The following is a 25,220-nucleotide window of genomic DNA, read 5'->3' on the forward strand; positions in this document are numbered from 1 at the left end:
CAGAATTGATTAGTATTTATGCTAGATAGAAGGCCGCTTGTGCTTGATAGCAAGAGAAAAACACTCGATTGAACACAATTCATTCTAGCTGATATGATAGATACAAGAAAGGTGGTGATAAATTGCAAACAACCCAGCGAAAAAAGCCCCACAAACTGTTAAAGCTTGAAGCGTTATTACGCAGACTGCAGAAAACATCCCCAAATTATCCGTATTTTCAAGAGTTACATCGAAAATTGAGTGCTGGTTTTCAAGGTGAGCTCCGAGTTGATCGACTTTGGCAAGAAATGAACTTCACTTTCCCTCATCAAATATTCTATGATTATTGTTTTATCAATAATTCAGGTTTTACACATCAAATCGATACACTATTTGTGACACCACATTTTCTATGCTTAATAGAAATTAAAAATATTTTAGGAAAACTTGATTTTGATGATGTAAAGAGACAATGTATTCGTACAACTTCGGATGGAAAAATAGACAGTTTCATCTATCCAGTAGATCAACTATTTCGGCATCAAAGCTATTTCCAAATATTATTAAAGCAACTAAATATAGAGCTCCCAATTGTGAAAGTGATCGTAATTGCAAATCCTTCTACCATAATTGGTCAATTAAGCACAGAATGTCCAATTATGCATAGTGTGGGTTTACCTTATTTCTTATGGCAACAGCTACAGCATTTTGGTCAACAATCATTAGAAAAGAGTGATTTTCAGAGATTGCTTAAGCACTTAAAATCTATTCGTCAAGATAAATTATGGGAACAAAAACTGATGGAAGATGAATGGAGATCAGGTGTTCTTTGTCCAAAGTGTGCCTATGAGAAGAGCATGTTTTATAGGCATGGCTCTTGGCTTTGTCGAAGCTGCGGTGTAGAAAATAATGAGGCTTTTTTACAAGCATTACAGGATTATCGACTTTTACGGGAAAGCTATATTTCTACAACCACTTTATGCCAAGAATTCAATATACCAAGCAAGTATATTGCCTACCGTATTATAAAAGCGTTGAAGTTTGAAAAGATAGGGAATAATCGCTATAGTCATTATAAAATTTCGGAGTATTAGAAAGCTACACGATGAAAGCGGTCTTCATCGTATATCTTATTAAAATACATAACACTAACAGGAAAAAAATAATCAATTATTTTTATACGCATTTTGATGATCCTCAGATGGATTTAAATTATTTATCAGGCATTTGATAAGGCAAAGCGCTACTAGTTCATAGTAATAAAAGAAATAATGAAATCGCTTCGTTAGTGGGCTATAGTAATGAAGAGTATTTTAGTAAAGTATTTAAAAAATATGTTGGAATGACACCAGCCAAATATCGAACTATTTAAATCTAGTGGATTTTGGTAAAATAAGTATAGAATGACCGAGTTGAAAATAGAAAGGATGAGTAATATGTTCCGATCAATAGCGCCTCCAACAATGTCTTGACAGTAGAGTCTACTGTTTAAGGCATTCCACACTAGCTTGCTCTTCTTGCAATAGATTCTACTGTATAGGCTAAAAACTATATAAGTAGAAAGTAGGAATCAGAAGTGAGCGGAAAATTTGCATTTGTTTTATCTATGATTATCTTTGGGGCTATCGGTGTTTTTGCTAAATATATACACCTGCCATCCAGTGAAATTGCCTTCTGGATGAGTGTGATTGGCTCTAGTTTTTTATTGATAATTTTCATCGTTAAAAAAGAAAAAATAACGAAAGCATCCATTTTGTCTAATATATGGCCATTACTGCTATCAAGTGTAGCGTTATGTGGGAATTGGATTTTTCTATTTCAAGCGTACAAAGAAACAACCATTGCCAATGCAGCGCTTAGCTATTATTTTGCGCCAGTTTTAGTGATTTGTTTATCACCAATTATATTAAAAGAAAAACTGTATCTAAGAAAAATTTTCTATGTAGGTGTGGCTTTAGTTGGATTATTCTTTATTGTCCATAGCCAAGCTACAGAAGAAAATGGGCAAGATATCGGCATTGTGTATGGGCTTATTGCAGCATGTTTCTATACGTTGGTAACTTTTGTCAATAAGTATATTCATGGACTTAAAGAACCGTCAAACACAATTCTGCAGCTTTCTTTAGCAGCGTTATTTCTAGCACTTTATCTTTATGGAACAACTGGATTTCAAATCATGTATATCGATATAAAATCCATCAGTTTACTAATAGCATTGGGCATTGTCCATGCCGGTATAGGCTTCTATCTTTTCTTTTTAGGAATGAGTCATTTAAAGGGGCAAAGCATAGCCATTTTAAGCTATATTGACCCTCTAACGTCATTGGTAATCTCAACGATGATTTTAGGAGAAAAAATGACTATGCTGCAAATAATAGGAGCTATTCTATTGCTTGGCGCGACATTTATTAGTGAAATAGATCAGAAAGAAGTCTAATTTAGCTTTAAAGGTGACATATTGACAGAAAGATATCTTTACAGTAAATTAAAAGAAATTGCATAATAGCATTAGGTGCCCATTGAGGGAGAATAGGGAATAAAGTGAAAGTCTTTAGCGGTCCCACCACTGTAAAAAGGAGTTTCATAGAGAATGCCACTAGCATGGTGCTGGGAAGGTTCTATGAAATGTTGAAATTGAGCCAGGAGACCTGCCTAATTGCTTCGATTATATAGACGATGGAAAAGTCTGTAGTTTATTTGTCATGAATAAACTGCAGGCTTTTTATATTGTCTCGAAAGATTGAAAGGGGAATAGTTTCATGCAATTATTACAGCACACGATTAAAAAAATTCAAAATGCGGATAGCCGTATGATGGAGAAAGCTAGGGAATATATAGACTCTCTGAGCAAGCCACCTGGAAGCTTGGGGAAATTGGAGAATCTTGCTGTACAGCTTGCTGGTATTACAGGAGAATTATTTCCTAAAATTGAGAGCAAAGCAATTATTGTCTGTGCAGCAGATCACGGTGTTTGTGAGGAAGATGTAACTTCAAATCCGCAAAAGGTCACCTTTTTACAAACAATGAATTTTCCAAAAGGGTTAACGGGGGTTTGTGCAATCGCCAGCATAACCAATGCCAAAATTGTAACGGTCGACGTTGGTGTAAAAGAAGATTTACCATTGGATGCTGGAGTCATTCTAAAGAAAATTAAATATGGAACAGACAATATGGCAAAGGGTCCAGCTATGTCAAAAGAGGAAGCTATTCAATCCATCGAAGTAGGAATTGAAGTTGCAACGAACGAAATAAGAAACGGAGCGGATGTTCTTGGAACTGGTGAAATGGGTATTGGGAATACAACACCAAGTGCGGCTATCCTTTCTGTGCTTCATGCCTGTCATCCAAATATAGTAACAGGACTAGGTGCAGGTGTTGGAGCAGGGGGAATTGCGCATAAGGTGGAGGTTATTCAGCATGCTATTGCACTAAACAAGCCCAATCGCCACGATGCTATTGATATTCTTGCAAAAGTTGGTGGCTTAGAAATAGGTGCTATGGCTGGAATTGTACTTGCGGCTGCTGCAAATCACAAACCTGTTGTAATTGATGGCTTTATTTCTACGATTGCTGCTCTCATTGCCTTTGAGCTTGAGCCAAAAGTAAAGGACTACATCATTCCTTCCCATGCCTCAGAAGAACCAGGGGCTAAAATAGCAGCCAAGTTGCTTGGGGTTGAACCAATGCTACATATGAATATGCGTTTAGGAGAAGGCTCTGGTGCAGCTTTAGCCTTTCCAATTTTAGATGCAGCTTGCTCCATGATGAAAAACATGGCAACACTTGAGGAATCTGTAGTGCTAGTAGAATCGAAAGAATAGATCGTAACAAAAAGTATAACAAGCCCATAATTCAAAACTATTTGGGCTTGTTACTATTTATAAAATGCCTATGCCCGATTGAGCTTTCGTAAAGGCAAACGCCATTTCTTCATATAGGAAAGAATTCTTAGCACTGTTATCATACCAAATAATCCATATAAAAAGAGGTCGCCTGTCAATACTTCTAGACCAATCATGAGTCCTGCAAGAGCTGCCCAAACCCCATAAATTTCATCACGTAATACGAGAGGCTTGCGTCTTGCTAAAAGATCTCGAACTATGCCGCCTCCTGAACCAGTTAAGACAGCAGCTACAATCACTGCACTAATGGGCATGTCGAGCTTTACAGCATAGAGGGCACCTTGAATAGCAAATGCCGATAAGCCAATGGCATCCGTAAAGTTTCCCCAACGATGCCAATGCTGAATTAGATGATGTGGAAAAATAAAAAATATAGTAATTGCCGCAAGTGCAATTTGGAACATCATATCCTGTCCCCATAATGTTGTAACAGGCAGGCCAATAAGTAAGTTACGAATTGCGCCACCACCAAAGGCAGTGACAATACCGAGTATATAAACACCGAATAAATCGTATTCTTCCTCCATGGCAATAATTGCCCCAGAAATAGCAAAGGCAATTGTTCCGATAATACTGAAAACCTCCCAAGCCATCCCTTTCACCCCTTCTGAAAAATAATGTACTTTCTCATTAAAGTTAAAAAATTCTATTAAATGTAAGAGAATCTATGAAATTTCAAAAATAATGAAAGAAGTCCGCACATTAGCTTAGCGCAAATTGCGAGTAGAAACAATAGGCAAGTTTTGCAGACACATCTACAAATTGTTAAGATAAGATAGGAGAAAGTGAAAACTTCAATTTGTGGTTGTAGATGCCCGCAATGGAAGAAATGTGAATGGAGAAGAATGCATGACTTTTACAACGAATTTAACAGAAGAAACGTTAGCATTGGCTACCAAAATAGAGGATAAGGTTCGCCCGTTTCAAAGGAAGGTAGACGAGATGGCGTTCTTTAATCAACAAAAGGTGCTTGCAGCTTTTAGGAAGCATCAAGTGAGTGACTATCATTTACACCCTTCTAATGGATATGGTTATGATGATGAGGGACGTGACAATTTAGAGCGTGTTTATGCAGAGGTTTTTGGAGCGGAGGCTGCCATTGTACGTCCGCAGATTATTTCAGGGACACATGCCATTACGCTTAGTCTATTCGGCGTGCTGCGACCGGGTGATGAATTGCTGTATATTTCAGGTCAACCATATGATACATTACAAGCCATAGTAGATGGCGGTGATAAGGATACTGGCTCATTAAAGGATTATAAAATTGGTTATCGACATGTAGATTTAATAGAAAATCAACTGATTGATTGGAACGGTGTAGCGACTGCTATTACAGAGAATACAAAAATGATTGCGATTCAACGATCAAAGGGCTATGCATCACGTCCATCCTTTACTATTGAAGAAATTGCTTCAATGTGTGTGAAAATCCGTGAATTAGCACCACAGGCTATCATCTTTGTCGATAATTGCTATGGAGAATTTGTGGAGGCTCAGGAACCGACAGAGGTAGGGGCAGATTTAATGGCAGGCTCTCTGATTAAAAATCCAGGCGGTGGCTTAGCCAAAATTGGTGGCTATATTGCTGGTCGTGCCGATTTAGTTGAAAAATGTGCCTATCGTATGACGTCACCGGGTATTGGTGCAGAAGCAGGTGCAACACTAAATACGCTTGGTGATTTTTATCAGGGCTTTTTCCTAGCGCCACACGTTGTAGCACAAGCATTAAAAGGCGCAATTTTCACAGCGGCAATGCTAGAAGAAGTTGGCATGTCTACATCTCCAAGCTATGATGCGAAACGAACGGATTTAATTCAATCTGTTTCATTCCAAACGGCTGAACAAATGATTGCTTTTTGTCGCGAAATCCAAGCGAACTCACCAATCAATGCCCATTACGCACCAGAGCCAGCCTATATGCCAGGCTATGAGGATGATGTCATAATGGCGGCTGGTACCTTTATTCAGGGCTCCAGTATTGAGCTTACAGCAGACGGTCCTATTCGCCCACCATATACGGCATTTATTCAAGGCGGTCTCACATATGAGCATGTAAAATTTGCTATTTGTAGTGCAGTTCAAAAAATTCAGCAATAGATAAGGTGGAAAAAACTATTCAAATCGTGATTTTGAATAGTTTTTTTACAATTTTGTAGCAGTCGAAAAAATATTTAAAAACGATGTTAGGAAACCTTACATACTTGTTGACACTGTAAAAATTTCGTTATATGATTAGCGGGTATTGGAGGGGACTTAAATGAGTCGTGAAATTAGACGAACTATGCCGTTATTATCTATGAGTATCGTGATGCAATTGACCGAGCTTTCGGCACGCCAAATTCGTTATTATGAAGAACACCATTTAATTGAGCCGCACCGAACAGAAGGCAATCGTCGAATGTTCTCATTAAATGACGTCGATACATTGCTAGAAATTAAAGATTACTTAGAACAGGGCATGAATATGGCGAAAATTAAAAAATTATTCGCTAAAAAGAGTAACCCTGTGACGACAGATGAGCCGGATTTAAGTGACTCAGAATTACGTCGTATCATGCGTGAGGAAATGCGTCAAGCACAGCGCATGCAAAAATCATCCATCCGACGTGGGGATTTATCCCGATTCTATTAAAAGCCTTTAATAGGGTAGGGTAAAGATAAAAGCTAGACAAATTATAGGAGTGTGGAAAACTGTGGGTAAATACACAAAAGAGGACATTAAACGTCTTATCGAGGAAAAAAACGTAAGCTTTATTCGTCTACAATTTACGGATATACTTGGCACAATTAAAAACGTTGAGATTCCTGTAAGCCAATTAGACAAAGCGCTAGAAAATAAAATGATGTTTGATGGTTCATCTATTGAAGGCTTCGTTCGTATCGAAGAATCAGATATGTATTTATATCCTGATCTAGATTCCTTCGTGGTGTTCCCTTGGACTTCTGAAAAAGGGAAAGTAGCACGCTTCATTTGTGATGTATACACTGCGAAAGGCGAACCATTTGCTGGTGACCCACGTAACAACCTAAAACGTATCCTAAGAAAAATGGAGGATATGGGCTTCACAAGCTTTAATTTAGGGCCTGAGCCAGAGTTCTTCTTATTCAAATTAGATGCAAAAGGCGAACCAACATTAGAGGTTAATGACCACGGTGGTTACTTTGACTTAGCGCCAACTGATCTTGGTGAAAATTGCCGTCGTGATATCGTATTAGAGCTAGAAGAGATGGGCTTTGAAATTGAAGCTTCTCACCATGAGGTAGCTCCTGGACAACACGAAATTGACTTTAAATATGCAGATGCTATCACAGCTTGTGATAATATCCAAACGTTCAAATTAGTTGTAAAAACAATTGCACGTAAACACGGCTTACACGCTACTTTCATGCCAAAACCATTATACGGTGAAGCTGGCTCTGGGATGCACTTCAATGTTTCATTGTTTAAAGGCAAAGAAAATGCTTTTTATGATGAATCGACTGAATTAGGTCTTTCTGAAACAGCTATGCAATTCATGGCAGGCGTTCTTGCGCATGTTCAAGGCTTCACAGCTGTAACAAACCCAACAGTTAACTCTTATAAACGACTTGTTCCTGGTTATGAAGCTCCATGTTATGTGGCATGGTCAGCACAAAACCGTTCACCACTAATTCGTATTCCATCAGCTCGTGGTCTGTCAACACGTGTAGAGGTACGTTCTGTGGACCCAGCTGCAAATCCTTATTTAGCAATGGCTGTTATTTTAGAAGCGGGTCTAGAAGGGATTCGTCAAAATCTAACTCCACCAGCTGCAATTAACCGTAACATTTATGTGATGTCTGAAGAAGAACGTAAAGCAAACGGAATTGAAAACTTGCCACCGGCTCTTGATGATGCATTAACATTACTTGCTAAAGACAAAGTAGCGCAAGAAGCGTTAGGTGAGCATATCTATGCAAACTTCAAAGAAGCAAAAGAAATTGAGTTTGATATGTATCGCACTACTGTCCATCAATGGGAACGTGACCAATATTTAAAAATGTACTAATTAAGATTAACCGAGTATCTAATAGAGGATACTCGGTTTTTTACAGACATATAAAAAGCACAAAAAGCGATGAGGCGTTTAACAACCTCATCGCTTCTTTTTTATCTTGATTCTAGCAAAATATTAATTAAGTGGCGAGATGAATGGTCATTTATTTCGCTAGCTTACAGAGTCCCTTGGCTATCACAGATTTTGAAGAGTAGCGTTTTGAGCGAGCTTGACGCAATCACGCTGGGGTGTGTAATTGACTAATAGCCCATACGACTATGATGATACGGCATATGACCGTGGTGATGGGACATATGGCAGTGATGCTGCGGCATGTGACAAGGGTTAGGTGGCATTTCGCAAAGTGTATGGTTTTCGCAACATTCATTCACGACAGATTCAGTACATGGGAAATAGTATTGATGATCGAATATATGTTTATTTACATTTGTAATATGTGTTGGTTGTACATGCGGTACGACAGTATGGATATAATTTGTACGAACATATTGCTCTGGTGGCATAAATTGTGGTGGATCAAATTGTGTTGGCATTGCTTGTGGTGGACAACAATGTGGACCTTTCCCATGATGACGCATACGATTAAACATGGTTATTACCTCCTGTTTTAATAAGTTGTGGTTCATTATTAAGATATGAGTGATATGTCGATAGGGTCTATTTATTTGCCTACTAACTATTAGATAAATCTCACACATCAGTGAAAATCAAAACTTATGTAACATATGCCTAATATATCCTTATAGCTTATTAGATGAGTATATATACCTTTGTTTCAGGTGATTTTCTTTATCAAAAGAGATTAATTTGTATATTTGTATAATAAGCAGCCAATTAAAAATAAAATATTATTAAAATTATTAGAAAGGTACGTTTTTTATAAAAAAAGATATTGTAAATACATTTTTTGTACAGTATACTCTTTTAGTGATAATGATTATCATTATTGATTATTATTTGGGAGGACCTATATGTCGAAACTTACATTTAACAAAAGAAATTTTTATTTGCTTTTCACATTATTACTATCATTCGCAATTTTACTAGCTGCTTGCGGGGATAAAACATCAAAAAGTAGTGAACAGGAAAATAAAGCATCAGAAGAAGGAAAAACAGAGGAAACAAGTCGTGAAATTACACATGCGATGGGTACAACAACAGTAAAAGGAACACCGACAAAAATAGTAACGCTTTATCAAGGTGCTACCGATGTGGCAGTTGCAATGGGGATTAAGCCAGTAGGTGCAGTAGAGTCGTGGGCAGAAGCGCCTATCTACAACTATCTTAAAAATGATTTAGATGGTGTAACAATCGTTGGGCAGGAAACACAGCCAAATTTAGAAGAAATTGCGAAGCTTAAGCCTGATTTAATTATTGCTTCGAAAGTGCGTCATGAGGAAATTTATGATCAGTTATCTCAAATTGCACCAACAGTTGCCCATGAAACTGTTTTTGATTTCAAAGGAACAGCAGAAATGATGGGTCAAGCGATGAATCAAGAAGATAAGGTAAAAGAGCTATTAGGAAATTGGGATAACCGAGTGGCAGATTTCCAAACAAAAATTAAAGAAAAGCTTGGAGATCAATGGCCACTACATGTTTCAGTTGTTAATTTTAGAGCAGATCATGCACGAATTTATGTTACAGGCTTTGCAGGATCAATTTTATCAGAACTTGGCTTCAAGGGTCCTAAAAATCTAACAGATGATTCATTAGAGATTGTAAAACTAACAGACAAAGAAAGTATTACACAGATGAATGCAGATGTGATTTATATGTTTATGGAAAATGATGAGGCTGTTAAAAAAGTTTATGAAGAATGGACAAATCATCCATTATGGAAAGAGCTTGATGCAGTCAAAGCAAATCAAGTATACCAGGTTGATGAAATTAATTGGAATCTAGCTGGTGGTATTCTAAGTGCTAATTTAATGCTCGATGATATTTATGACAAATTTGAATTAGAAAAATAATGGCAAGTAAGGGCTGTATCTTTAGCGACAGCCCTCTTCTTGTAGATAGAAAGCTTTATATTTAAACTGCAAGCTAGTTTTCGAGATAAATTGTGGATGAAGAAAGTTGGCATAAAATGAGAATTATTCTTTCCAGTACCTCAATGAAAAAAATTTGCTTACTAATAAGCTGTGTATTGCTTTTTTGCACATTTATTTTAAGTATTGCACTTGGTCAAACCTCTATATCATTAGAGTCTATCTATCAGGCATTTTTTCATTTTAATGATGCAAATACCGAGCATGTCATTATAAGAACTTCTCGTTTGACACGCGCTATTATCGCTGTGGTAGTTGGTGCCAGTCTTGCCATTGCTGGGGCTTTAATGCGTGCATTAACAAGAAATCCATTAGCGGCACCTGATATTTTAGGTATTAATGCAGGAGCTATATTTTTTATTGTCAGCGCGATTACTTTGTTTTCAATAGATTCCTTAATGAGTTATATGTGGATTGCCTTTTTAGGGGCAGGTATTGCAGGAGCAATGGTTTTTTTCTTAGGATCATTAGGAAGAGATGGTTTAACACCCATCAAAATAGTATTAGCAGGTGCAGCGATTACAGCCTTATTCGTATCGTTTACACAGGGATTACTTGTGATTGATGAACAGGGCCTACAAAGTGTCCTTTTTTGGTTAGCAGGGTCAGTGTCAGGACGTAGCATTGATATGCTTTTACCTGTTCTTCCATTTATTTTAGTCGCAACCATTGTTTCAATAGTTATGGGAAGATCCATTAATGTCTTGCAATCTGGTGATGATATTGCAAAAGGGTTAGGGCAGCGAACAATTATCACTAAAATTATGCTGGGTATAATTATTATTGTGCTTGCAGGTAGCTCTGTAGCAGTTGCGGGCTCAATTGGCTTTATTGGACTGATTGTACCGCATATAGCAATAGGGCTTGTAGGTTCAGATTTTCGCTGGATTATTCCTTATAGTGCGGTGATTGGGGCTACGCTTCTACTGTTGGCTGATTTAGCAGCTAGATTTATAATCATGCCGTTGGAAATGCCAATTGGTGTTATGACTGCTTTAATTGGTGCTCCTTTCTTCATTTATATTGCACGAAAGGGGTTAGCGAAAAATGCCTAAGTACATGACAATACGCACAAAATCGGATCGTATTTCGTTTCAAATTGCTTTAAAAACATGCTTGATCACTCTAATTCTGAGTCTTTTATTAGCCCTATTAACGATTCTTGGCTTATCAGCTGGCAGTGACTTTATTCATCCATGGATTGTTATTCAGGAATTGTTTGGCTACGGAAGTGGGGACTATAATTTTGTTTTACATACATTAAGACTACCTAGAGTATTGATGGCTTTATTAGTCGGTGCAGCACTTGGTGTTGCGGGCTTAATCTTACAAGGAATTATTCGTAATCCACTTGCAGCTCCAGATATTATTGGAGTAACTAGTGGCGCATCTGTTGGGGCGATTGTTTTTATCGTGTATTTTATGGGAGCAGTCAGTATTCAATTTTTACCCCTAGCAGCAATAATAGGTGCTACGATCGTGTCGTTTATCATCTATCTTCTATCCTGGAAAAAGGGTGTAACTCCTATACGTATGGTGTTGATTGGTATTGGGATTTCGGCACTAGCAAAAGCGATGGTAACCATGCTGCTCGTTATTAGTAATGTGGCTGCTACCACGAAAGCATATTTATGGTTAACAGGAAGTTTATATGGGGCTAATATGCAAGATGTTTTTCTATTGCTACCATGGGTTTTAGTATTATTACCATTGACATTCGTAATGGCTAGAATTGTAAATGTTAAGGAATTGGGAGATGATATTGCTATTGGACTAGGCGTAAAAGTTCAAATCTATCGTTTATTCTTTTTACTAATCAGTGTCATGCTTGCAGGTTCTGCTGTAGCCTTTGCTGGTGGAATTGCTTTTGTCGGATTAGTGGCACCACATATGAGTAGAATGCTTATTGGACGCTCCTTTGCTGCTTTAATTCCAGTAACGGCTATTATCGGTGGGATTATTGTTATAGCAGCCGATATTGTGGCTCGAACAGCCTTCTTACCTAAAGATCTACCAACAGGTGTATTTACAGCAGCTATCGGTGCTCCATTTTTTATATATTTATTGTTTAAAACACGCAATCAATAAATGCTTTTTAACAACAGCTACAATAGCTAAAGAGTATAAAAGAGGGTGACAGGATTTTGAAAAATGTTTTAAAGGCTCATGATTTAAGCGTATATTATGGGGAAAATAAAATTTTAGAGAATTTAAATTTGCAAATACCTGAAGGAAAAATTACCGTATTGGTAGGTGCCAACGGTTGTGGAAAATCCACACTTTTACGAACCTTTGCCCGCTTAATAAAACCGAAAGCTGGTCAAATTTTCTTAGAGGATGACGTAATCCAAAAAATTCCCACAAAGGATATTGCAAAGCGTTTAGCGATTCTACCACAGGGACCTGTTGCACCTGAAGGATTAACAGTCTTACAATTAATTAAACAGGGGCGTTATCCTCATCAAAGCTGGTTAAAGCAGTGGTCTAATGAGGATGAAAAAATTGTAAATAAAGCGTTAGAAGTAACACAGATGACTGATTTTGTAGATCGATCAGTAGACGCTTTGTCTGGTGGTCAGAGACAGCGTGCTTGGATTGCGATGACCTTAGCACAAAAAACGGATTTAATTTTATTAGATGAACCAACTACCTATTTAGATATGGCTCACCAAATAGAAATTTTAGACTTACTATATGATTTGAATGTCGAAGAAAATCGTACAGTTGTTATGGTACTACATGATTTAAATTTGGCATGTCGTTATGCCCATCATATTGTTGCAGTCCGAGATAAGCAAATATACGCTCAAGGTAAACCTGAGGAAGTTGTAACAATGGAGATGGTGCAAAATGTATTTCGAATGAACTGTACGATCATTAAAGATCCAATTTTTGGGACGCCATTATGTGTTCCTCATGGTAAGGGACGGAAAGTAGGGAGGTAAGCATCGGGTGAGTTTAGATCTTACAACTGATTAAATAGCAACATTAACGCAAGGGAATAGACTTACAACCGAACAAAAATCAGATTGGATTTATTTAATTCCTGCCAAGAATTCTGTATAACCTGATAAAACGAATCTGATTGCCACTTTATTTTCCTAAACAGGTGAATAAGCACCTGAATTTTAACTGCGTGTTTATTCACTTGTTTTTTTATCCCACTTACTGTATTAAGATGCTATTATAAACGAAAAAGAGATAGACTTGCATCTTAATCTATTTTTCGTTATGGTAAATATTGTATTGGAATGAGTGGTCATAAAAAGGGGGTTAAGCCTTGCTTAAAAAAATTTTATTCTTTTTAATGGTTTTAATCATTTTAACTGGGTGTTCCTTAACAGGTGGATACGACTCCTCTAAAGCGATTAAAAGAGGGGATATTACAATTTTACATACCGGAGTACATAATTTAGAACGATTTGAACAATTTCTTGAGCATCTAGTTAATAATCAAGAGGATACTGTTCGAGTGACTTCCTATACAAAAGAGGGGGACCCCATCTTCGAAGATTTACATTTTGATGGGAAGGACATTCAATATACGCATGATAATTCACATGATGCATTTGGAGGGCAGGACAAAGGGCAAGAGACAGATGTTTGCAAAAATATAATGTCTAGCGTAAATAATCAAAATGAAGTGGAGTATGTATTAGTTGACTGTATAAAAAATGGGGAAATTCCTCTTTTTCAAATAAATGAGAAAGAGGCTAAAAAATAATATCATACCGGACAAAAAGATGCCAAGTCTTCTTGTCAAAGGACCTGGCATCAAGAGAACATACTATTGGATGACTATTTTTTCTTCACACGCTTCCATAATAGTAGCATATAGATAAAAAGTACAATTATAATAATATATGCATATAACAAAGGGCTTTCTTCGTTGCCCATAAAGTTAAAGAAATTATTCAAGCCATGGAACAATATTGTTAGTATGATGGATTGACCCTCTAAAATTAGTAAAGAAAGTACGAGCCCGACAAGTAGTGCATAGATTATTTGGATTACTGTATCTTCAAGAGATTGACCACCAAGTAACTGTAAGGCATGCGTGATGCTAAATAGGAGACTTGATACCCAAACGGCTGTTAAAGGCCCTTTTCCTACTAGCATCCGTAGCATGATGCCTCTAAAAACGGTCTCTTCGATAAAAGCTACAACGAACAATTGCATGATCAGCATCACGATTAAATTACTAAAGGATTCTGTATTCAAGCCTTTGGTACCGAAAAGAATGATACATAAAACGAAAATAAGTGGGCTAACAAGTAAAATATCACTTTTATTAAAAGTTAAAAAGAAGTATTGGTGCCATTTCTTTTTCACTGCAATGTACACAAAGAGCCCTAATGAAAGAGGTACTAGCAGCGCAAATTGGAAAAAGGGGCTTGAAGGTTGTTGAATGGAAACGTAGGCACCATTTATAACATAGAAAAATATAAGTAAAAGTTCTAAGCCAATTAGTTTAAAAAAGATTTTTTTGTCATCTACACGATCCCTTCTTTTTGAATTAAGCAGGATTTACTGAAGCCTTCCGTAAAGCCAGTGAGATGATAAAGTATAGCAGGACACTAAATACTAATAGACTACTTACTATTGTTATAGCTGATACTTTTGAAAACAGCTCAAACAATGGAGTATACCACTCGAAAATGACCATAGTAATTGGAATTAAACAAAGTATTCCGATAAAGCTATAACCACCAACAGTTCCAAAACGATAAAAGATAATGTTTAACAATAGCCCAGATGTTAAAGAGAATAGTAGTAATACCGTGTCCAGTGCAACTGTATCTATAAATGCGGTGGAATTCCCGAAAAAGTATATTGGATGAATAATAAGTATTTCTTTAATTTTTAGTAATGCTGTAAAGTAGGTAATGACTTTATGCGTACAAGTAATGATTACAGCGCCAGCTAGGCTCCAGCAGATAAAAAAGAGACCAACATTGACCATATACTGCGTACGACTTATTCCGAGTTTTAAAAAATAAGGCAAGGTGTTATTTAACAACTTTGATGCCGTTGTACTGTAAAAGATATAGACTGGAATAGAAATCGTAATGGCGAAAGAAAACAAGTATTGCCCAAAAAAAGTATCTATGAAAAAAGTCAATAGAACGATAGAAAATAAAATGCTCCAAAAAATAATGTTTTTCTTTTTATAGCTTTGAAATAGAATATAAAAACTACCCTTCACTGTATTCATTTAATAGCCCTCGCTTTCTGCTGCTTACTTAAGTACACCAACATATCCTGTAAGGAAACACGCTCAAGTTTAATATTCTGCCCCTCGATATGGCGACCATCGCTATAGATTACCGCAGTTAATTCCTGCATAAACATATGTTGATAGATAATTTCTAGTCCATGTATTGCCTGCTCAACATCTGAAGCGTTTCCTTTTACAGCTACAATATGCTGGTGCCATTCCTCTGCTGCTTTTTGAAGCAACAACTGCCCTTCATTCAAAATTAGAATTTCCTCGAAGAGATCACTTGCCTCATCAATTAAATGTGTGGACAAGATAAAAAGTCTTGGATTTTCAGTTTGTTGCTCAATTAATAAATCATAAAATGTATTTCGTGCAGCGACATCAAGCCCGATATAAGGCTCATCGAAAATTGTTATGCCTGCATTGCTTGCAAACCCTGTAATAATGCCTAAAGCTGAAACCATTCCTTTCGATAAACCACGAACCTTATCCTTGGGATTTAATGCAAATACCTCTAGTAACTCCCTCGCAAGTGCTTCATCCCATTGTGGATAAAAGAAACTATTAGCTTTTAATGCCTGTGCAATGGTCATTTCCTCCTGAAAATTACCACTTTCTGCGATAAAGCAAATATCACGTAAAGTTGCGGGTGCATTGAACACATTTTCTCCGTTGACAGAGATGCTTCCACTAGTTGGGGCAATAAGTCCAGCTAATAAATTTAAAAAGGTTGTTTTACCAGCACCATTATGACCTAAAAACCCAATAATTTTAGGCCCCTCTAGCGTAAATGTGACATTTTTTAAAGCTTTCTTATGTTTAAATGTTTTAACAACATTTTTTACGTCGATTTTCATACACTAACCCCTTTGTAACATATTTTGTAATTCTTCATTGGAAATCCCTAATCTTGTTGCTTCTTTTTTTAATGGCTCTATATGCTGCTGAAAGAAATTTTCCTTGCGCTCCACCAGTAAAATTTCACGAGCATCTGTACTAACAAACATGCCAACACCTCGTTTTTTATAAATAACACCTTTATCCACTAATTCGTTCACGCCTTTCCCAGCTGTTGCAGGATTAATTTGATATTCCTTCGCAAATTCATTGGTGGATGGAACGCGATCCCCGGGCTGTAGTTGTCCATCTAGAATGGCATCCTCTATTCGTTCACGGATTTGCTGGAAGATAGGCTTTTCATTGTTTAAAGAATGAATCACAATCCACCTCCTTTGTTAATCGGTTAATTACTCTTGTAACTAACCATATAACGCAAGGATTTTTTTGTCAATGGTTTTGATGGAAAAATTTTAATGTGACAGAAGTAATTTGATCTCATAATTCTTACTAAAATAGTCTAATCTTTTGGAATATAATTAAATAATATTTATAAATACCCACATTAAATAGTAGTAACCCACATTAAATAGTAGTATAATAAATTTAGGCTATCCCTAAATATAAAAATGAGAGGGATGGTTAAATTAAATGTACAATGAAACGTACAAATCCAAAATCTTTATCCAAACTGAGCTATTTCAATCGCAATGGGAAAAATTATTGTTTACGGATCATGATTTGAGGGAACTAGAATTTGAAATTGGAAATAATAGTGAAAATCATACTATCATAGAAGGTACAGGAGGAATTAAAAAATTCCGTTTTTCCCCTAGCAGTCAAAAACGAAGTAAAAGTAATGCATATCGCATTTATTATTTGCCTGCCGGTAAAAGCGATAGTCAGTATATTTTTCTGATGACGGTTTATGATAAAAAAGAAATCGATAATCTAACAAAAGCTCAACGAAATAAATTGAAAAAAGTAGTTGAAATTTTGAAAGAAAGTCTGAAGAAAAAATAACCATAGTATATCTCTTCTAAAATATCATCCCATCTTCAAAAAACTTTAAACATTTACGCTATATCATAATTTAATTCAAATTTTAATAATTGGGAATTTAAGACATGTACTATAGTGCATGCTGGATATAACAAATATCCATATTTTGAAGGAGGGTAATAAATGGCTAATAATTTCTTCGAGGATATGATGAAGAGCGTCCAACAGGCCCAGGATTTTATTGATGGTAAACCAACAAAAGTAAAATCTAACGTAGTTATTGTAAAAGAAATTCCTGAATATAATTCAGAAGCAATAAAAATGTTACGTATGGATTTACAATTAACTCAAAAGTTGTTTGCTGGATTAATGGGTGTATCTGTACGAACAGTTGAATCATGGGAAAATGGGCAAAATCGTCCAAATGGCTCAGCTGCTCGATTAATGAAGCTTCTCAGTGATCATCCTCAATTGATGGAAGATATTATTAGAAGAGATGATGGATTACTTGCGTAGGGTAGCCGACTAAGATCAAGTTGAAATATACTTGATCTTTTTTATTTGATACAAATAGATATATGAAAAAATAGACTGCATCAATTTGCAAACTAATGCACTAAAAACCTAGAAATGAGAATTACTACAAAGCAAAACCAGAACTCATAGTAATAGAAATACTGGATTTTTTTCACATTGCTTTTTATGGTGATTATTGCCTATAAAATAGTATTTATAGAGTATTTTCGTTTAAGTAAATTGTTTGTTTAATACCCCTTATTTCTATAGCTCGAGTTCCATTTTTGCATATGTGTCAAGTTTTCACTATGCATATATTGTAGAGAGAAGGGGGGAGGTGAGCTTCTATGAAAATTAACTGGAAGATTCGTCTTCAGCATAAGCCATTTTTATTGGCACTATTTTCATTGATTTTATTACTCGCACAGCAAGTTGCAGCTATTTTTGGCTATGATTTAACGAGTGCAATGAGTGAGCAGCTAACATCCATTTTAAATATTGTTTTATCAATTCTCGTATTAATGGGTGTTGTTATAGATCCAACTACAAGGGGTACGAAGGATAGTGAGCGTGCTTTAATGTATCGAAGACCTAGATAGCTATAGTATAAATATGATCTAAAAGTATAATTTTACACCTTTTAAAAAGGTGTTATAATGTAAAAAATGAAAAAGTAGGGAGGATGATGGGATGTCACTTGAAATGGAGCAAAGGATTGCCAAGCTTGAGAAGGAAATGATGGATTTGAGGCAGGAGTTAGATGTCTTAAAACAGCAACATTCTGCTGGTCAATCAACGGCAATAAATGCTAGAAAAACAATGATAAAACAATCTTCATCATTGGCGGAACAAAAACCAATTAGTACTTCCAAGCCAAACCCAAGGCCAATACCTGAAAAAAAGAAGCAACCACAGCAATCGCTGGAGGAACGTATCATGTGGGCTTTACCAAAAATATTCATGGTAATTTTAGTGATGGGGGTGCTTTGGGGTCTTAAGCTCGTTAGTGATTATGGTTATTTATCAAATGAGGTTAAAATCATCCTCGCCTATGCATTATCGATTTTCTTAGCTGTACTAGCAAATGTGCTGGAGCATAGAAAAAAAGGATCTCCAGCTATCACCATTTCCTTATATGGTGGGGCATTTATCGTAGGAATTTTAACAACAGCAGCCAGTGCAATATTGTATGAAATCATTGGTCTAACGTTGGCACTTGTTATTGCCATCATCTATATCGGCTATGGGATTACTATTTGCTACTTAAAGAAAAATGAGATATTAACAGTGTTTGTAGCATTCACTTCACTTTTGCTACCATATTTACTAGAATATATGGATTTTAGTGCTGTTATTATTTTAATTTATGTACTTGCATTATTTACGATGCTACAATTTGTCATTTATCAGCATAAGCAAAAGCTGGCACTCTATATAGCAACCTTTTTCTCTATGCTAGCTGTTAGCATTATAGCGTTTATGAACACTGACAATCGAGCTATAATGGCATTTGGCTTGATGGCTGTATTAGCTATTTTCTATACGAGTTGGTGCCGTTTATTTAATATTGAATCTAAATGGAAGCATATTCATGTCGGTCTTCAATTTTCTCTAGGAGTTTTTAGCTTATTGCTTTTGAACCTTATGATTAGACCAATCGAATATAGTGAAGCGCTTTTATTCGTATTGGTCATCTTGTTTGCGACTTTAGCGGGTTATGGCTATAGGCAAAAATGGCAGGAGGCATTTGATAGTGCCATCACACTCGCGTTTATCACCCTATGTAATACGCTACTCGTTATGAATATACCAGAGAAAGTAGAAGATTTACTATTGCCGTTTATCGCATTTACAGGTGTTATGATGAGCTTACGTTTACGAGCAAGCTTGATGAAGGTCATCAGCTCGGTCATATTTGCTATTACCATTATAATCAACTTTATGATTCATGAGCCGGCACCATTTTTTAGCATTAACCATGTTAGCCTTTTTATGCCAGTCATCTATTTGCTGCTTATTTATCTATATGCAATGCGTGCGAAAGAGTCACTTTCGGTATTTGAAAAACTGATGAAGGATTTATATGTAGTAGACTTTTTAGCAGTCATAACAACAGGTTACTTCTTAGTCTATATTAATAAGCTTGATGCAGCTTATTTTGTGGGTGTTTGCAACACCCCACATATGATGAGTATTATGCTAGCTGTCCTATTTGCAGCATCCCTTCTAGTGCCAGCAAAATATAAAGGACGCGCATTAACACCAGTGCTTGGCGCATTTTTCCTGCTTTTCACGCTATCAATCGGTATCCTTCCAGCCGAAATGCAGGGAATAGAATGGCTCCATATAATAACAAGAATCATTTATATTGTTGTGCTTGTGGCAATTTTAATAGATGTGCTTATAAAGGGCCGTATTTATCAAATATATCAACGACAGATGGAGAAATACGTTGATCCGACAGTGAGTGCAGGCATCGTGCTGACAATGCTATCCATTTGGGGATTCGTACATCAGCTAGCCTATAACAATCTACTAGACTGGAAGCTCAGCATTGCACTCTCTACAATTACACTTTTTGTGACAGCCAGTATTGCCCTATGGCTGAGTACGGTGCGCAACTTCCGTACATTACGCTTAACGGGCTTTACCATCTTGGTCATTGCGTTTATAAAGCTTATATTCTTTGATTTATCTGCACTCGATCTATTAATACGAGCTGTTTTGTTTATCGCGATTGGTGGGATTGGATTGTTGTTGTCGGGTAGGTTGTTGAGGAAGGATAAGGAATAAAGTAAGGGAATATGGTTGTTAGTAAAAAGTAGCCATCAAATACAAAATGCCAAAGTGTTGTTTAACAGCGCTTTGGCATTTTAAAAGGGTAAATGATTTTGAAGAAGTGTTCTATGTAAAATGTAAGGTACCACATCAACACGAGGAAGAATCCTAGGCATGCAAATAACCCGATTTTCAAACTCCTTCAAAACTTTATTTAACTGGAAGAAGTAGATGCGATGGAATTCTAGCTGAGGTTCAGGTTTAAAGATAAAGTCCATAAATGTGATGAAAGTTATAGAAATGATGCTCAATGTAAAGCCACTGCTAAAAAAGATAAATATATCTTTTATTGTAACATTGTTAATAGGAGAGATGATAAAACAGCCAAAAGAGAGTTGAATTTCTCATTGGCTGTTTTCAGTTGTTTAGGAAATTATTAAGTTATAATTAGTTTTCTATAATAGAACCTTCTTCAAAAGGTAATCTACCACCATCAGGATCAGGTAATACTTCGAAACCATCCGATGGTCCTACACCTGATGGTAGAGGAGGTAAATTAGAGCCCTTGTAAATTCTACCATTACCAGTGAAATTGATAGAGTCAGCTACAACGGAACCTCTAATAGAAGCACTCCCATCAATAATTAACTCAGCATTTGGTGCAATTACATATTGACCTGTAGTAGGTGTATTTCCAGAAAAAGTGATTTTGCTTCCTCCTGAAATAATATTACCATACACTTTAGAGCCACTACCCAATGACATATTAGCACTTTGGCTAAATAATGTTGCATAAAATGGTGTAGAACCATTTAAAGTGAATTGTGATGAGCCTACGTAATAGAAATTGACTTTTGAAGGGTCTGCTGTATTTGCGTTAAACCCAGTAGTAGAGTTAAGTGCAGTGAATTTTTTTACATATAAATTCAACTTTCCATTCCCTGTTATATTTATTGTTCCGTAATCCATATCAAAATCATCTACTAATAAATTAACTTCACTGTCTATGTTAATAGTAATTGTTCGATTGGAAGTAATTCTAATTCTTGATAGATGTGTATCTGATGTTAAATTGAATGTTACATTATTTTTCAGATAGCCTTTAGGGTCTTCAGTTGAAAGTACGCCATTAGTAACTAAATCCACTCCATTAGATAGCGTATATTTTGATAGTAATGGAATTGCTGATAATTGATTTGTTTTATCCGTTGTCCTTTCCCAAAAATCATTAGGCAAAAAACTCTTTGGGTCAATTGCAAGTGGTGGTAATATTGTTTTAGGATAATGCCACTCATTCTTTTGTTGTTGATTTTGAGGGGTAATTGACTGTTTTGAACTATCCATATTAATTTTTCCACCAGTTGAACCATCTTCAGTAAGAATTTTTCCAGAGTAGTTGTTAAAAATTACATTCCCATATCTTAAAGATGTATCCCCATGAATTTCACCACTACTATTAAATACAATATTTCCAGATGTTAAAACGGTATGATTTTCCCAATCTCCAGATACAAGAGGTGGAGTACCACTTCCGCTGCCATCTTCTTCATCATCACCTAAATCAATATATAGGGAAGGTCTAAGTTTAATTTCTTGATCAACTACACGTTCCTTAGCAGAATCAATGGTCCCAGTTGAAATGATTTTGACTTTAAAGTCTGTACTTGTCGGTTGTAGCTCAATAGATGCTACCTTACCTGTAGAGATAGTAAAAGATGTGTCAGAAAAATATCCCTTATCAATTGCTTTATCAAATTCTTCTTTTAGAATAACTTCAACATAATGCTTCATCGCCATTTGCTTTGTTAATTTTGGTAATTTATTAGCTTTACGGTAAATATTTTGATCAGTAATCCATTTCGTAATCTCTTGGATTGCGTCATCTTCAATTTTTCTTAATTTTATTTTTACGTCTTCTTTAGCTAAATTAATCCCCGCCTCAGCAATATAAAACACCGCCTGATCTTTTCGCTCATAGTCTACTTGTTTTAGACTGTTAGAAGAGACACTGATTAAAGATATACCAAGGATTGAGATAATCACAACTAAAAATAACGCAAGTGCAAGCGCTGAACCTCGTTGATTTTTAATTTGTTTACTCATTATTTTCCTCTCCTTTGAGTAATATCTGTTGTCGCTCTTTGACCATCTTCACTGATAATTTCAATAGCGCCTCCGCTGATTGTAAATTTGGTAATTTTATAGGCAAGGATTTCGTCACTACCGTTTGAATTTCGAATAATTTGATTATTTTCTAATCTATAAGTTGATACAATTTCATCCCCTAACAATAATGTGTGTGATTCTGTCGGAGGGTCTGTTGTATCATCAGATTCTGTTATAAGATTATCACTCTTCCGAAAATCCTTCGTGATTACTTTTAATGCAAAGGATAAATCCTTAATATCGCGATTATGTGCACTCTGCTCGATTTGTTGCTTTGTAGCAGATGTTACAATACTAATACTCAGCATTGATACGATGGCAAGAATAACAACGACTGCAAGCACTTCGAATAATGTAAGACCTTTGCTATTTCGTAGCCATTTCATATTTATTTTGCCCTCCCTAGTATATACACATTTTCCATTGTAGCTTTGCTATTTGTACTGTTTTCAACAACTTCCAGATGCACATAAACCGCATTTTTATAAGTGTTATCTGCAGGAAATGTTTCTAATGTTAAATAGTAAGTAAAACGATCCTCTTCATGTGGTAAATATTTATACACTTGGTTAGTTGGTAGAGAAGACAAGATCGTTCCAGGATTCTCTTCATCTAATGTATAGCCGCCTGCTAATTCTTTATAAGAAACGGCCCCACCAGATGCATTATAAATCTCCTCCATCTTAACTTGTGCCGCATAAGTAGCGTCCATAATATCATTTGACTTGTGTGTTGTTTTATTTGACTGAATGAGCAAGCCAAAAAATGAAATTAACACAATTCCTATTATTAAAAGGGCGGCGACAACTTCGATCAAAGACATGCCTTGATTGTTTTTAAGATATTTTATCAAATCAATTCCCTCCCTATATAACTATTGTTATATCAATATTTTGCTCCATTTTGAGTTCGAAAAATATTTATTTACAACTATTTATTATTTTATTTAATAACAATCTCTTTGAACGCTCCGCAGAAGGATAACCTATTTACTGTAAACTCTAGACTCATAATTTGGTGTTTGTTTAACATAGTTTTCTTTGAGCATAAGGTATGTAAAACTTCCTAAATGTCATAATTATTTTTTAATATTGAATTTATTCAAGCTGCTATAAATTGAACATTTCTACCTACACCGGTACGTAAATAGAGATGATGACTTAAAAATTATTAATTAAAGGTATTATAACGAAATTCTGGAACTATATCTAATGGAATTTATTCTATTTTTAATTCTATAGAACTATTTTTTGAATATTTTTTGAATTTTTTCAGGAATTTTAAAAAATAAATCGGAAAAAAGTTGCATTTTTAAGGGTGTCAAACTACTATAGTTGTAGTATCATTTTGTATATAAATAGAAATTCCATTAGTGAATGGAAGGATGAGATGGATGAAAATGTACATAAAAATAATTAGCGTCATTTTAGCGATTGTTCTAATTGTAGGATTTTTTGTTCCATCACTTGTGCTAAATGGCACAGTTTTTGCGAAAGAAAGTCCTGAAAATTCGACAGTTGGTGGTATTGCTGTTGAAGGGCTGAATAAAGAAGAGATCCTCCAAATTCTTCGTGATGCTGTGGAGAAATGGCAGGAAACCCCTCTTATTATTAGTGGTGGTGGTACGGAGCAGGAACTGGATGCACATGATGTACAGTTTGATATAGAGCAGGTAGTGTCACAATTTGAGGAGCTGTCAAAAAAGCCATGGTTTGCCTTTTGGGAAAGTAAAAGAACTGTTCAGCTCCCGATCCCTGTAATAGCTGGTGTCAATACAAAGAAAGCTGTGAAAAGTAATTCGCAATGGAAAACAGAGGAAACGATTACGAGGATTCTAAATCAGGCTGGGAATTTAGGCAGCCATCATATTAATGCAGAATTAGTCGATGTTCGTTCATTAGAGAATGAACGAATTGCTTTTCAAATAAGTGATATTCCGAAGAATGTTGATAATTTAGAGGGATTGCTCGATACGCTGAATAATCAATTAATCGCACCGAACCAAAAGATGTCACTGCTACAGTTGCTTGGAGAGCAGGCGAATACGGTACATACAGAAACCCTTAATTTTATAGCTTCAATGGTCTATAGCACGATACTACAAACAGATTATGCCATTGTAGAACGTCATGCTCAAGCCGTTCCACCTTCTTACCTACAGCAAGGATTGGAAGCAGAGGTGAATATGGTGCTTGCCAAGGATTTGCAATTTGTGAATACCTCAGCTCAGCTTAGTAAACTAACAGCTACGATTGAAGGAAATCTGTTGAAAATTGAAATATGGTCTGCGGAAAAAGACAAGGAAGTGACCGTTCGTGTGACCAAGGATAAGATTGTCAGACCGAGAATTATAGCTCGCTATTCAGATGAACTTGCTGCTGGTCAGGAGAAGATTGAGCAGGAGGGGCAGGAGGGCGTTCGTATTGAAATTTATCGCTCCATCCGTATCAATGGCGGTTCTACGGAGGAACAGCTTGTTAGCCGAGACTATTATGCTCCCATCAACCGTATTGTTGTACGATCATCCCGTAAGCTGGAAGCCTCTGAAAGTGTCGTGACAGATCAGCAAAGGACAGCAACAGATTCTGATTTGCAGATGGATTTAGATGGTAATGGCTTACCTGATGCAAATACAACTGCAACAGAGCAGAAGCAGGATGGACCAGAGATTGTCTATGGCTACTATGATAAGGGCGGAAATTTTGTACAAACAAGTCCTTAAAAGAGA

At 36.2% G+C, this 25,220-nt stretch carries 25 protein-coding genes, 1 pseudogene and 1 riboswitch; of the genes and pseudogenes, 17 read left to right on the forward strand and 9 right to left on the reverse strand.

Annotated features, from left to right (window positions below):
- Nucleotides 1-122 precede the first annotated feature (122 nt).
- From AC2CGN_RS01540 to cobT, 4 genes and pseudogenes are all read left to right on the forward strand, one after another.
- Complete coding sequence (locus AC2CGN_RS01540) at nt 123-1,073, forward strand: nuclease-related domain-containing protein (protein WP_484511693.1); 951 nt, start codon at nt 123-125, stop codon at nt 1,071-1,073.
- A gap of 155 nt (nt 1,074-1,228) precedes the next feature.
- Nucleotides 1,229-1,351 (forward strand): annotated as a pseudogene (locus AC2CGN_RS01545) (helix-turn-helix domain-containing protein); the annotation flags it as partial.
- A gap of 204 nt (nt 1,352-1,555) precedes the next feature.
- On the forward strand, nt 1,556-2,416 hold the full coding sequence (locus AC2CGN_RS01550) for a DMT family transporter (RefSeq protein ID WP_484511695.1): 861 nt from the start codon (nt 1,556-1,558) through the stop codon (nt 2,414-2,416).
- A 56-nt stretch (nt 2,417-2,472) separates the two neighbouring features.
- Nucleotides 2,473-2,649, forward strand: a riboswitch (cobalamin riboswitch).
- 89 nt (nt 2,650-2,738) lie between these two features.
- Nucleotides 2,739-3,800: a nicotinate-nucleotide--dimethylbenzimidazole phosphoribosyltransferase gene (gene cobT / locus AC2CGN_RS01555; RefSeq protein ID WP_484511697.1), complete on the forward strand. Its 1,062-nt coding sequence runs from the start codon at nt 2,739-2,741 to the stop codon at nt 3,798-3,800.
- Nucleotides 3,801-3,868: 68 nt separating this feature from the next.
- Here the strand turns inward: cobT and AC2CGN_RS01560 are convergent, their stop codons facing one another.
- On the reverse strand, nt 3,869-4,474 hold the full coding sequence (locus AC2CGN_RS01560) for a trimeric intracellular cation channel family protein (RefSeq protein ID WP_286927041.1): 606 nt from the start codon (nt 4,472-4,474) through the stop codon (nt 3,869-3,871).
- 256 nt (nt 4,475-4,730) lie between these two features.
- On the opposite strand from AC2CGN_RS01560, the gene AC2CGN_RS01565 reads away from it, so the two are divergent.
- From AC2CGN_RS01565 to glnA, 3 genes are all read left to right on the forward strand, one after another.
- On the forward strand, nt 4,731-5,981 hold the full coding sequence (locus AC2CGN_RS01565; protein ID WP_484511700.1) for a methionine gamma-lyase family protein: 1,251 nt from the start codon (nt 4,731-4,733) through the stop codon (nt 5,979-5,981).
- 160 nt (nt 5,982-6,141) lie between these two features.
- A complete protein-coding gene (locus AC2CGN_RS01570) occupies nt 6,142-6,516 on the forward strand; it encodes a MerR family transcriptional regulator (RefSeq protein ID WP_429980721.1) in 375 nt (124 codons plus the stop codon).
- Between the two features lie 61 nt (nt 6,517-6,577).
- Nucleotides 6,578-7,912 carry a type I glutamate--ammonia ligase gene (glnA, locus tag AC2CGN_RS01575; RefSeq protein WP_283871261.1) on the forward strand — a complete coding sequence of 445 codons (1,335 nt, stop codon included), beginning with the start codon at nt 6,578-6,580 and terminating at the stop codon, nt 7,910-7,912.
- Between the two features lie 248 nt (nt 7,913-8,160).
- Here the strand turns inward: glnA and AC2CGN_RS01580 are convergent, their stop codons facing one another.
- A complete protein-coding gene (locus AC2CGN_RS01580; protein ID WP_286927045.1) occupies nt 8,161-8,511 on the reverse strand; it encodes a CotD family spore coat protein in 351 nt (116 codons plus the stop codon).
- A 381-nt stretch (nt 8,512-8,892) separates the two neighbouring features.
- Between AC2CGN_RS01580 and AC2CGN_RS01585 the strand changes: the two genes are divergently transcribed.
- The 5 genes from AC2CGN_RS01585 to AC2CGN_RS01605 all read left to right on the forward strand — a co-directional run bounded on the left by AC2CGN_RS01585 (nt 8,893) and on the right by AC2CGN_RS01605 (nt 13,696).
- Nucleotides 8,893-9,894, forward strand: a complete 1,002-nt coding sequence (locus tag AC2CGN_RS01585) for an ABC transporter substrate-binding protein (RefSeq protein WP_429990773.1) — start codon at nt 8,893-8,895, stop codon at nt 9,892-9,894.
- A 116-nt stretch (nt 9,895-10,010) separates the two neighbouring features.
- Nucleotides 10,011-11,027, forward strand: coding sequence for a FecCD family ABC transporter permease (locus tag AC2CGN_RS01590; RefSeq protein ID WP_484511704.1), 1,017 nt, complete (start codon nt 10,011-10,013; stop codon nt 11,025-11,027).
- A complete protein-coding gene (locus tag AC2CGN_RS01595) occupies nt 11,020-12,060 on the forward strand; it encodes a FecCD family ABC transporter permease (RefSeq protein ID WP_484511706.1) in 1,041 nt (346 codons plus the stop codon). The genes AC2CGN_RS01590 and AC2CGN_RS01595 overlap by 8 nt, the downstream gene beginning before the upstream one ends.
- A gap of 56 nt (nt 12,061-12,116) precedes the next feature.
- A complete protein-coding gene (locus tag AC2CGN_RS01600; protein WP_429980731.1) occupies nt 12,117-12,917 on the forward strand; it encodes an ABC transporter ATP-binding protein in 801 nt (266 codons plus the stop codon).
- A gap of 335 nt (nt 12,918-13,252) precedes the next feature.
- Complete coding sequence (locus AC2CGN_RS01605; protein ID WP_429984592.1) at nt 13,253-13,696, forward strand: DUF4362 domain-containing protein; 444 nt, start codon at nt 13,253-13,255, stop codon at nt 13,694-13,696.
- A gap of 74 nt (nt 13,697-13,770) precedes the next feature.
- Here the strand turns inward: AC2CGN_RS01605 and AC2CGN_RS01610 are convergent, their stop codons facing one another.
- The 4 genes from AC2CGN_RS01610 to AC2CGN_RS01625 all read right to left on the reverse strand — a co-directional run bounded on the left by AC2CGN_RS01610 (nt 13,771) and on the right by AC2CGN_RS01625 (nt 16,413).
- Entirely contained in the window at nt 13,771-14,304 is a 534-nt protein-coding gene (locus tag AC2CGN_RS01610; RefSeq protein ID WP_429990769.1) for a CPBP family intramembrane glutamic endopeptidase, read from the reverse strand.
- A 184-nt stretch (nt 14,305-14,488) separates the two neighbouring features.
- Nucleotides 14,489-15,187, reverse strand: coding sequence for a hypothetical protein (locus AC2CGN_RS01615; protein ID WP_286927052.1), 699 nt, complete (start codon nt 15,185-15,187; stop codon nt 14,489-14,491).
- Nucleotides 15,184-16,050, reverse strand: a complete 867-nt coding sequence (locus AC2CGN_RS01620) for an ABC transporter ATP-binding protein (RefSeq protein ID WP_429990768.1) — start codon at nt 16,048-16,050, stop codon at nt 15,184-15,186. The genes AC2CGN_RS01615 and AC2CGN_RS01620 overlap by 4 nt, the downstream gene beginning before the upstream one ends.
- A gap of 3 nt (nt 16,051-16,053) precedes the next feature.
- The gene (locus AC2CGN_RS01625) at nt 16,054-16,413 is read right to left on the reverse strand and encodes a GntR family transcriptional regulator (protein ID WP_286927054.1); all 360 of its coding nucleotides are present in this window, start codon (nt 16,411-16,413) and stop codon (nt 16,054-16,056) included.
- A gap of 268 nt (nt 16,414-16,681) precedes the next feature.
- Between AC2CGN_RS01625 and AC2CGN_RS01630 the strand changes: the two genes are divergently transcribed.
- The 4 genes from AC2CGN_RS01630 to AC2CGN_RS01645 all read left to right on the forward strand — a co-directional run bounded on the left by AC2CGN_RS01630 (nt 16,682) and on the right by AC2CGN_RS01645 (nt 20,341).
- Complete coding sequence (locus tag AC2CGN_RS01630; protein ID WP_484511710.1) at nt 16,682-17,053, forward strand: hypothetical protein; 372 nt, start codon at nt 16,682-16,684, stop codon at nt 17,051-17,053.
- A gap of 162 nt (nt 17,054-17,215) precedes the next feature.
- A complete protein-coding gene (locus AC2CGN_RS01635; RefSeq protein WP_484511712.1) occupies nt 17,216-17,548 on the forward strand; it encodes a helix-turn-helix domain-containing protein in 333 nt (110 codons plus the stop codon).
- 347 nt (nt 17,549-17,895) lie between these two features.
- Complete coding sequence (locus AC2CGN_RS01640) at nt 17,896-18,147, forward strand: phage holin (RefSeq protein ID WP_429980740.1); 252 nt, start codon at nt 17,896-17,898, stop codon at nt 18,145-18,147.
- A gap of 91 nt (nt 18,148-18,238) precedes the next feature.
- On the forward strand, nt 18,239-20,341 hold the full coding sequence (locus AC2CGN_RS01645) for a DUF2339 domain-containing protein (protein ID WP_484511715.1): 2,103 nt from the start codon (nt 18,239-18,241) through the stop codon (nt 20,339-20,341).
- 432 nt (nt 20,342-20,773) lie between these two features.
- Here AC2CGN_RS01645 and AC2CGN_RS01650 read toward each other — a convergent pair whose 3' ends face one another.
- From AC2CGN_RS01650 to AC2CGN_RS01660, 3 genes are read right to left on the reverse strand one after another with little or no spacing between them, the layout of a single operon-like run.
- Complete coding sequence (locus AC2CGN_RS01650; RefSeq protein WP_484511717.1) at nt 20,774-22,429, reverse strand: DUF7305 domain-containing protein; 1,656 nt, start codon at nt 22,427-22,429, stop codon at nt 20,774-20,776.
- On the reverse strand, nt 22,429-22,878 hold the full coding sequence (locus AC2CGN_RS01655; protein ID WP_429984598.1) for a PulJ/GspJ family protein: 450 nt from the start codon (nt 22,876-22,878) through the stop codon (nt 22,429-22,431). Before AC2CGN_RS01655 ends, AC2CGN_RS01650 begins: the two co-directional genes overlap by 1 nt.
- Before the next feature lie 2 nt (nt 22,879-22,880).
- Nucleotides 22,881-23,345: a type IV pilus modification PilV family protein gene (locus AC2CGN_RS01660; RefSeq protein WP_429984599.1), complete on the reverse strand. Its 465-nt coding sequence runs from the start codon at nt 23,343-23,345 to the stop codon at nt 22,881-22,883.
- Nucleotides 23,346-23,885: 540 nt separating this feature from the next.
- Here AC2CGN_RS01660 and AC2CGN_RS01665 point away from each other — a divergent pair.
- On the forward strand, nt 23,886-25,214 hold the full coding sequence (locus tag AC2CGN_RS01665; RefSeq protein WP_484511719.1) for a VanW family protein: 1,329 nt from the start codon (nt 23,886-23,888) through the stop codon (nt 25,212-25,214).
- Nucleotides 25,215-25,220 lie beyond the last annotated feature (6 nt).

Source organism: Lysinibacillus sp. DFXJR4 (assembly GCF_057196045.1).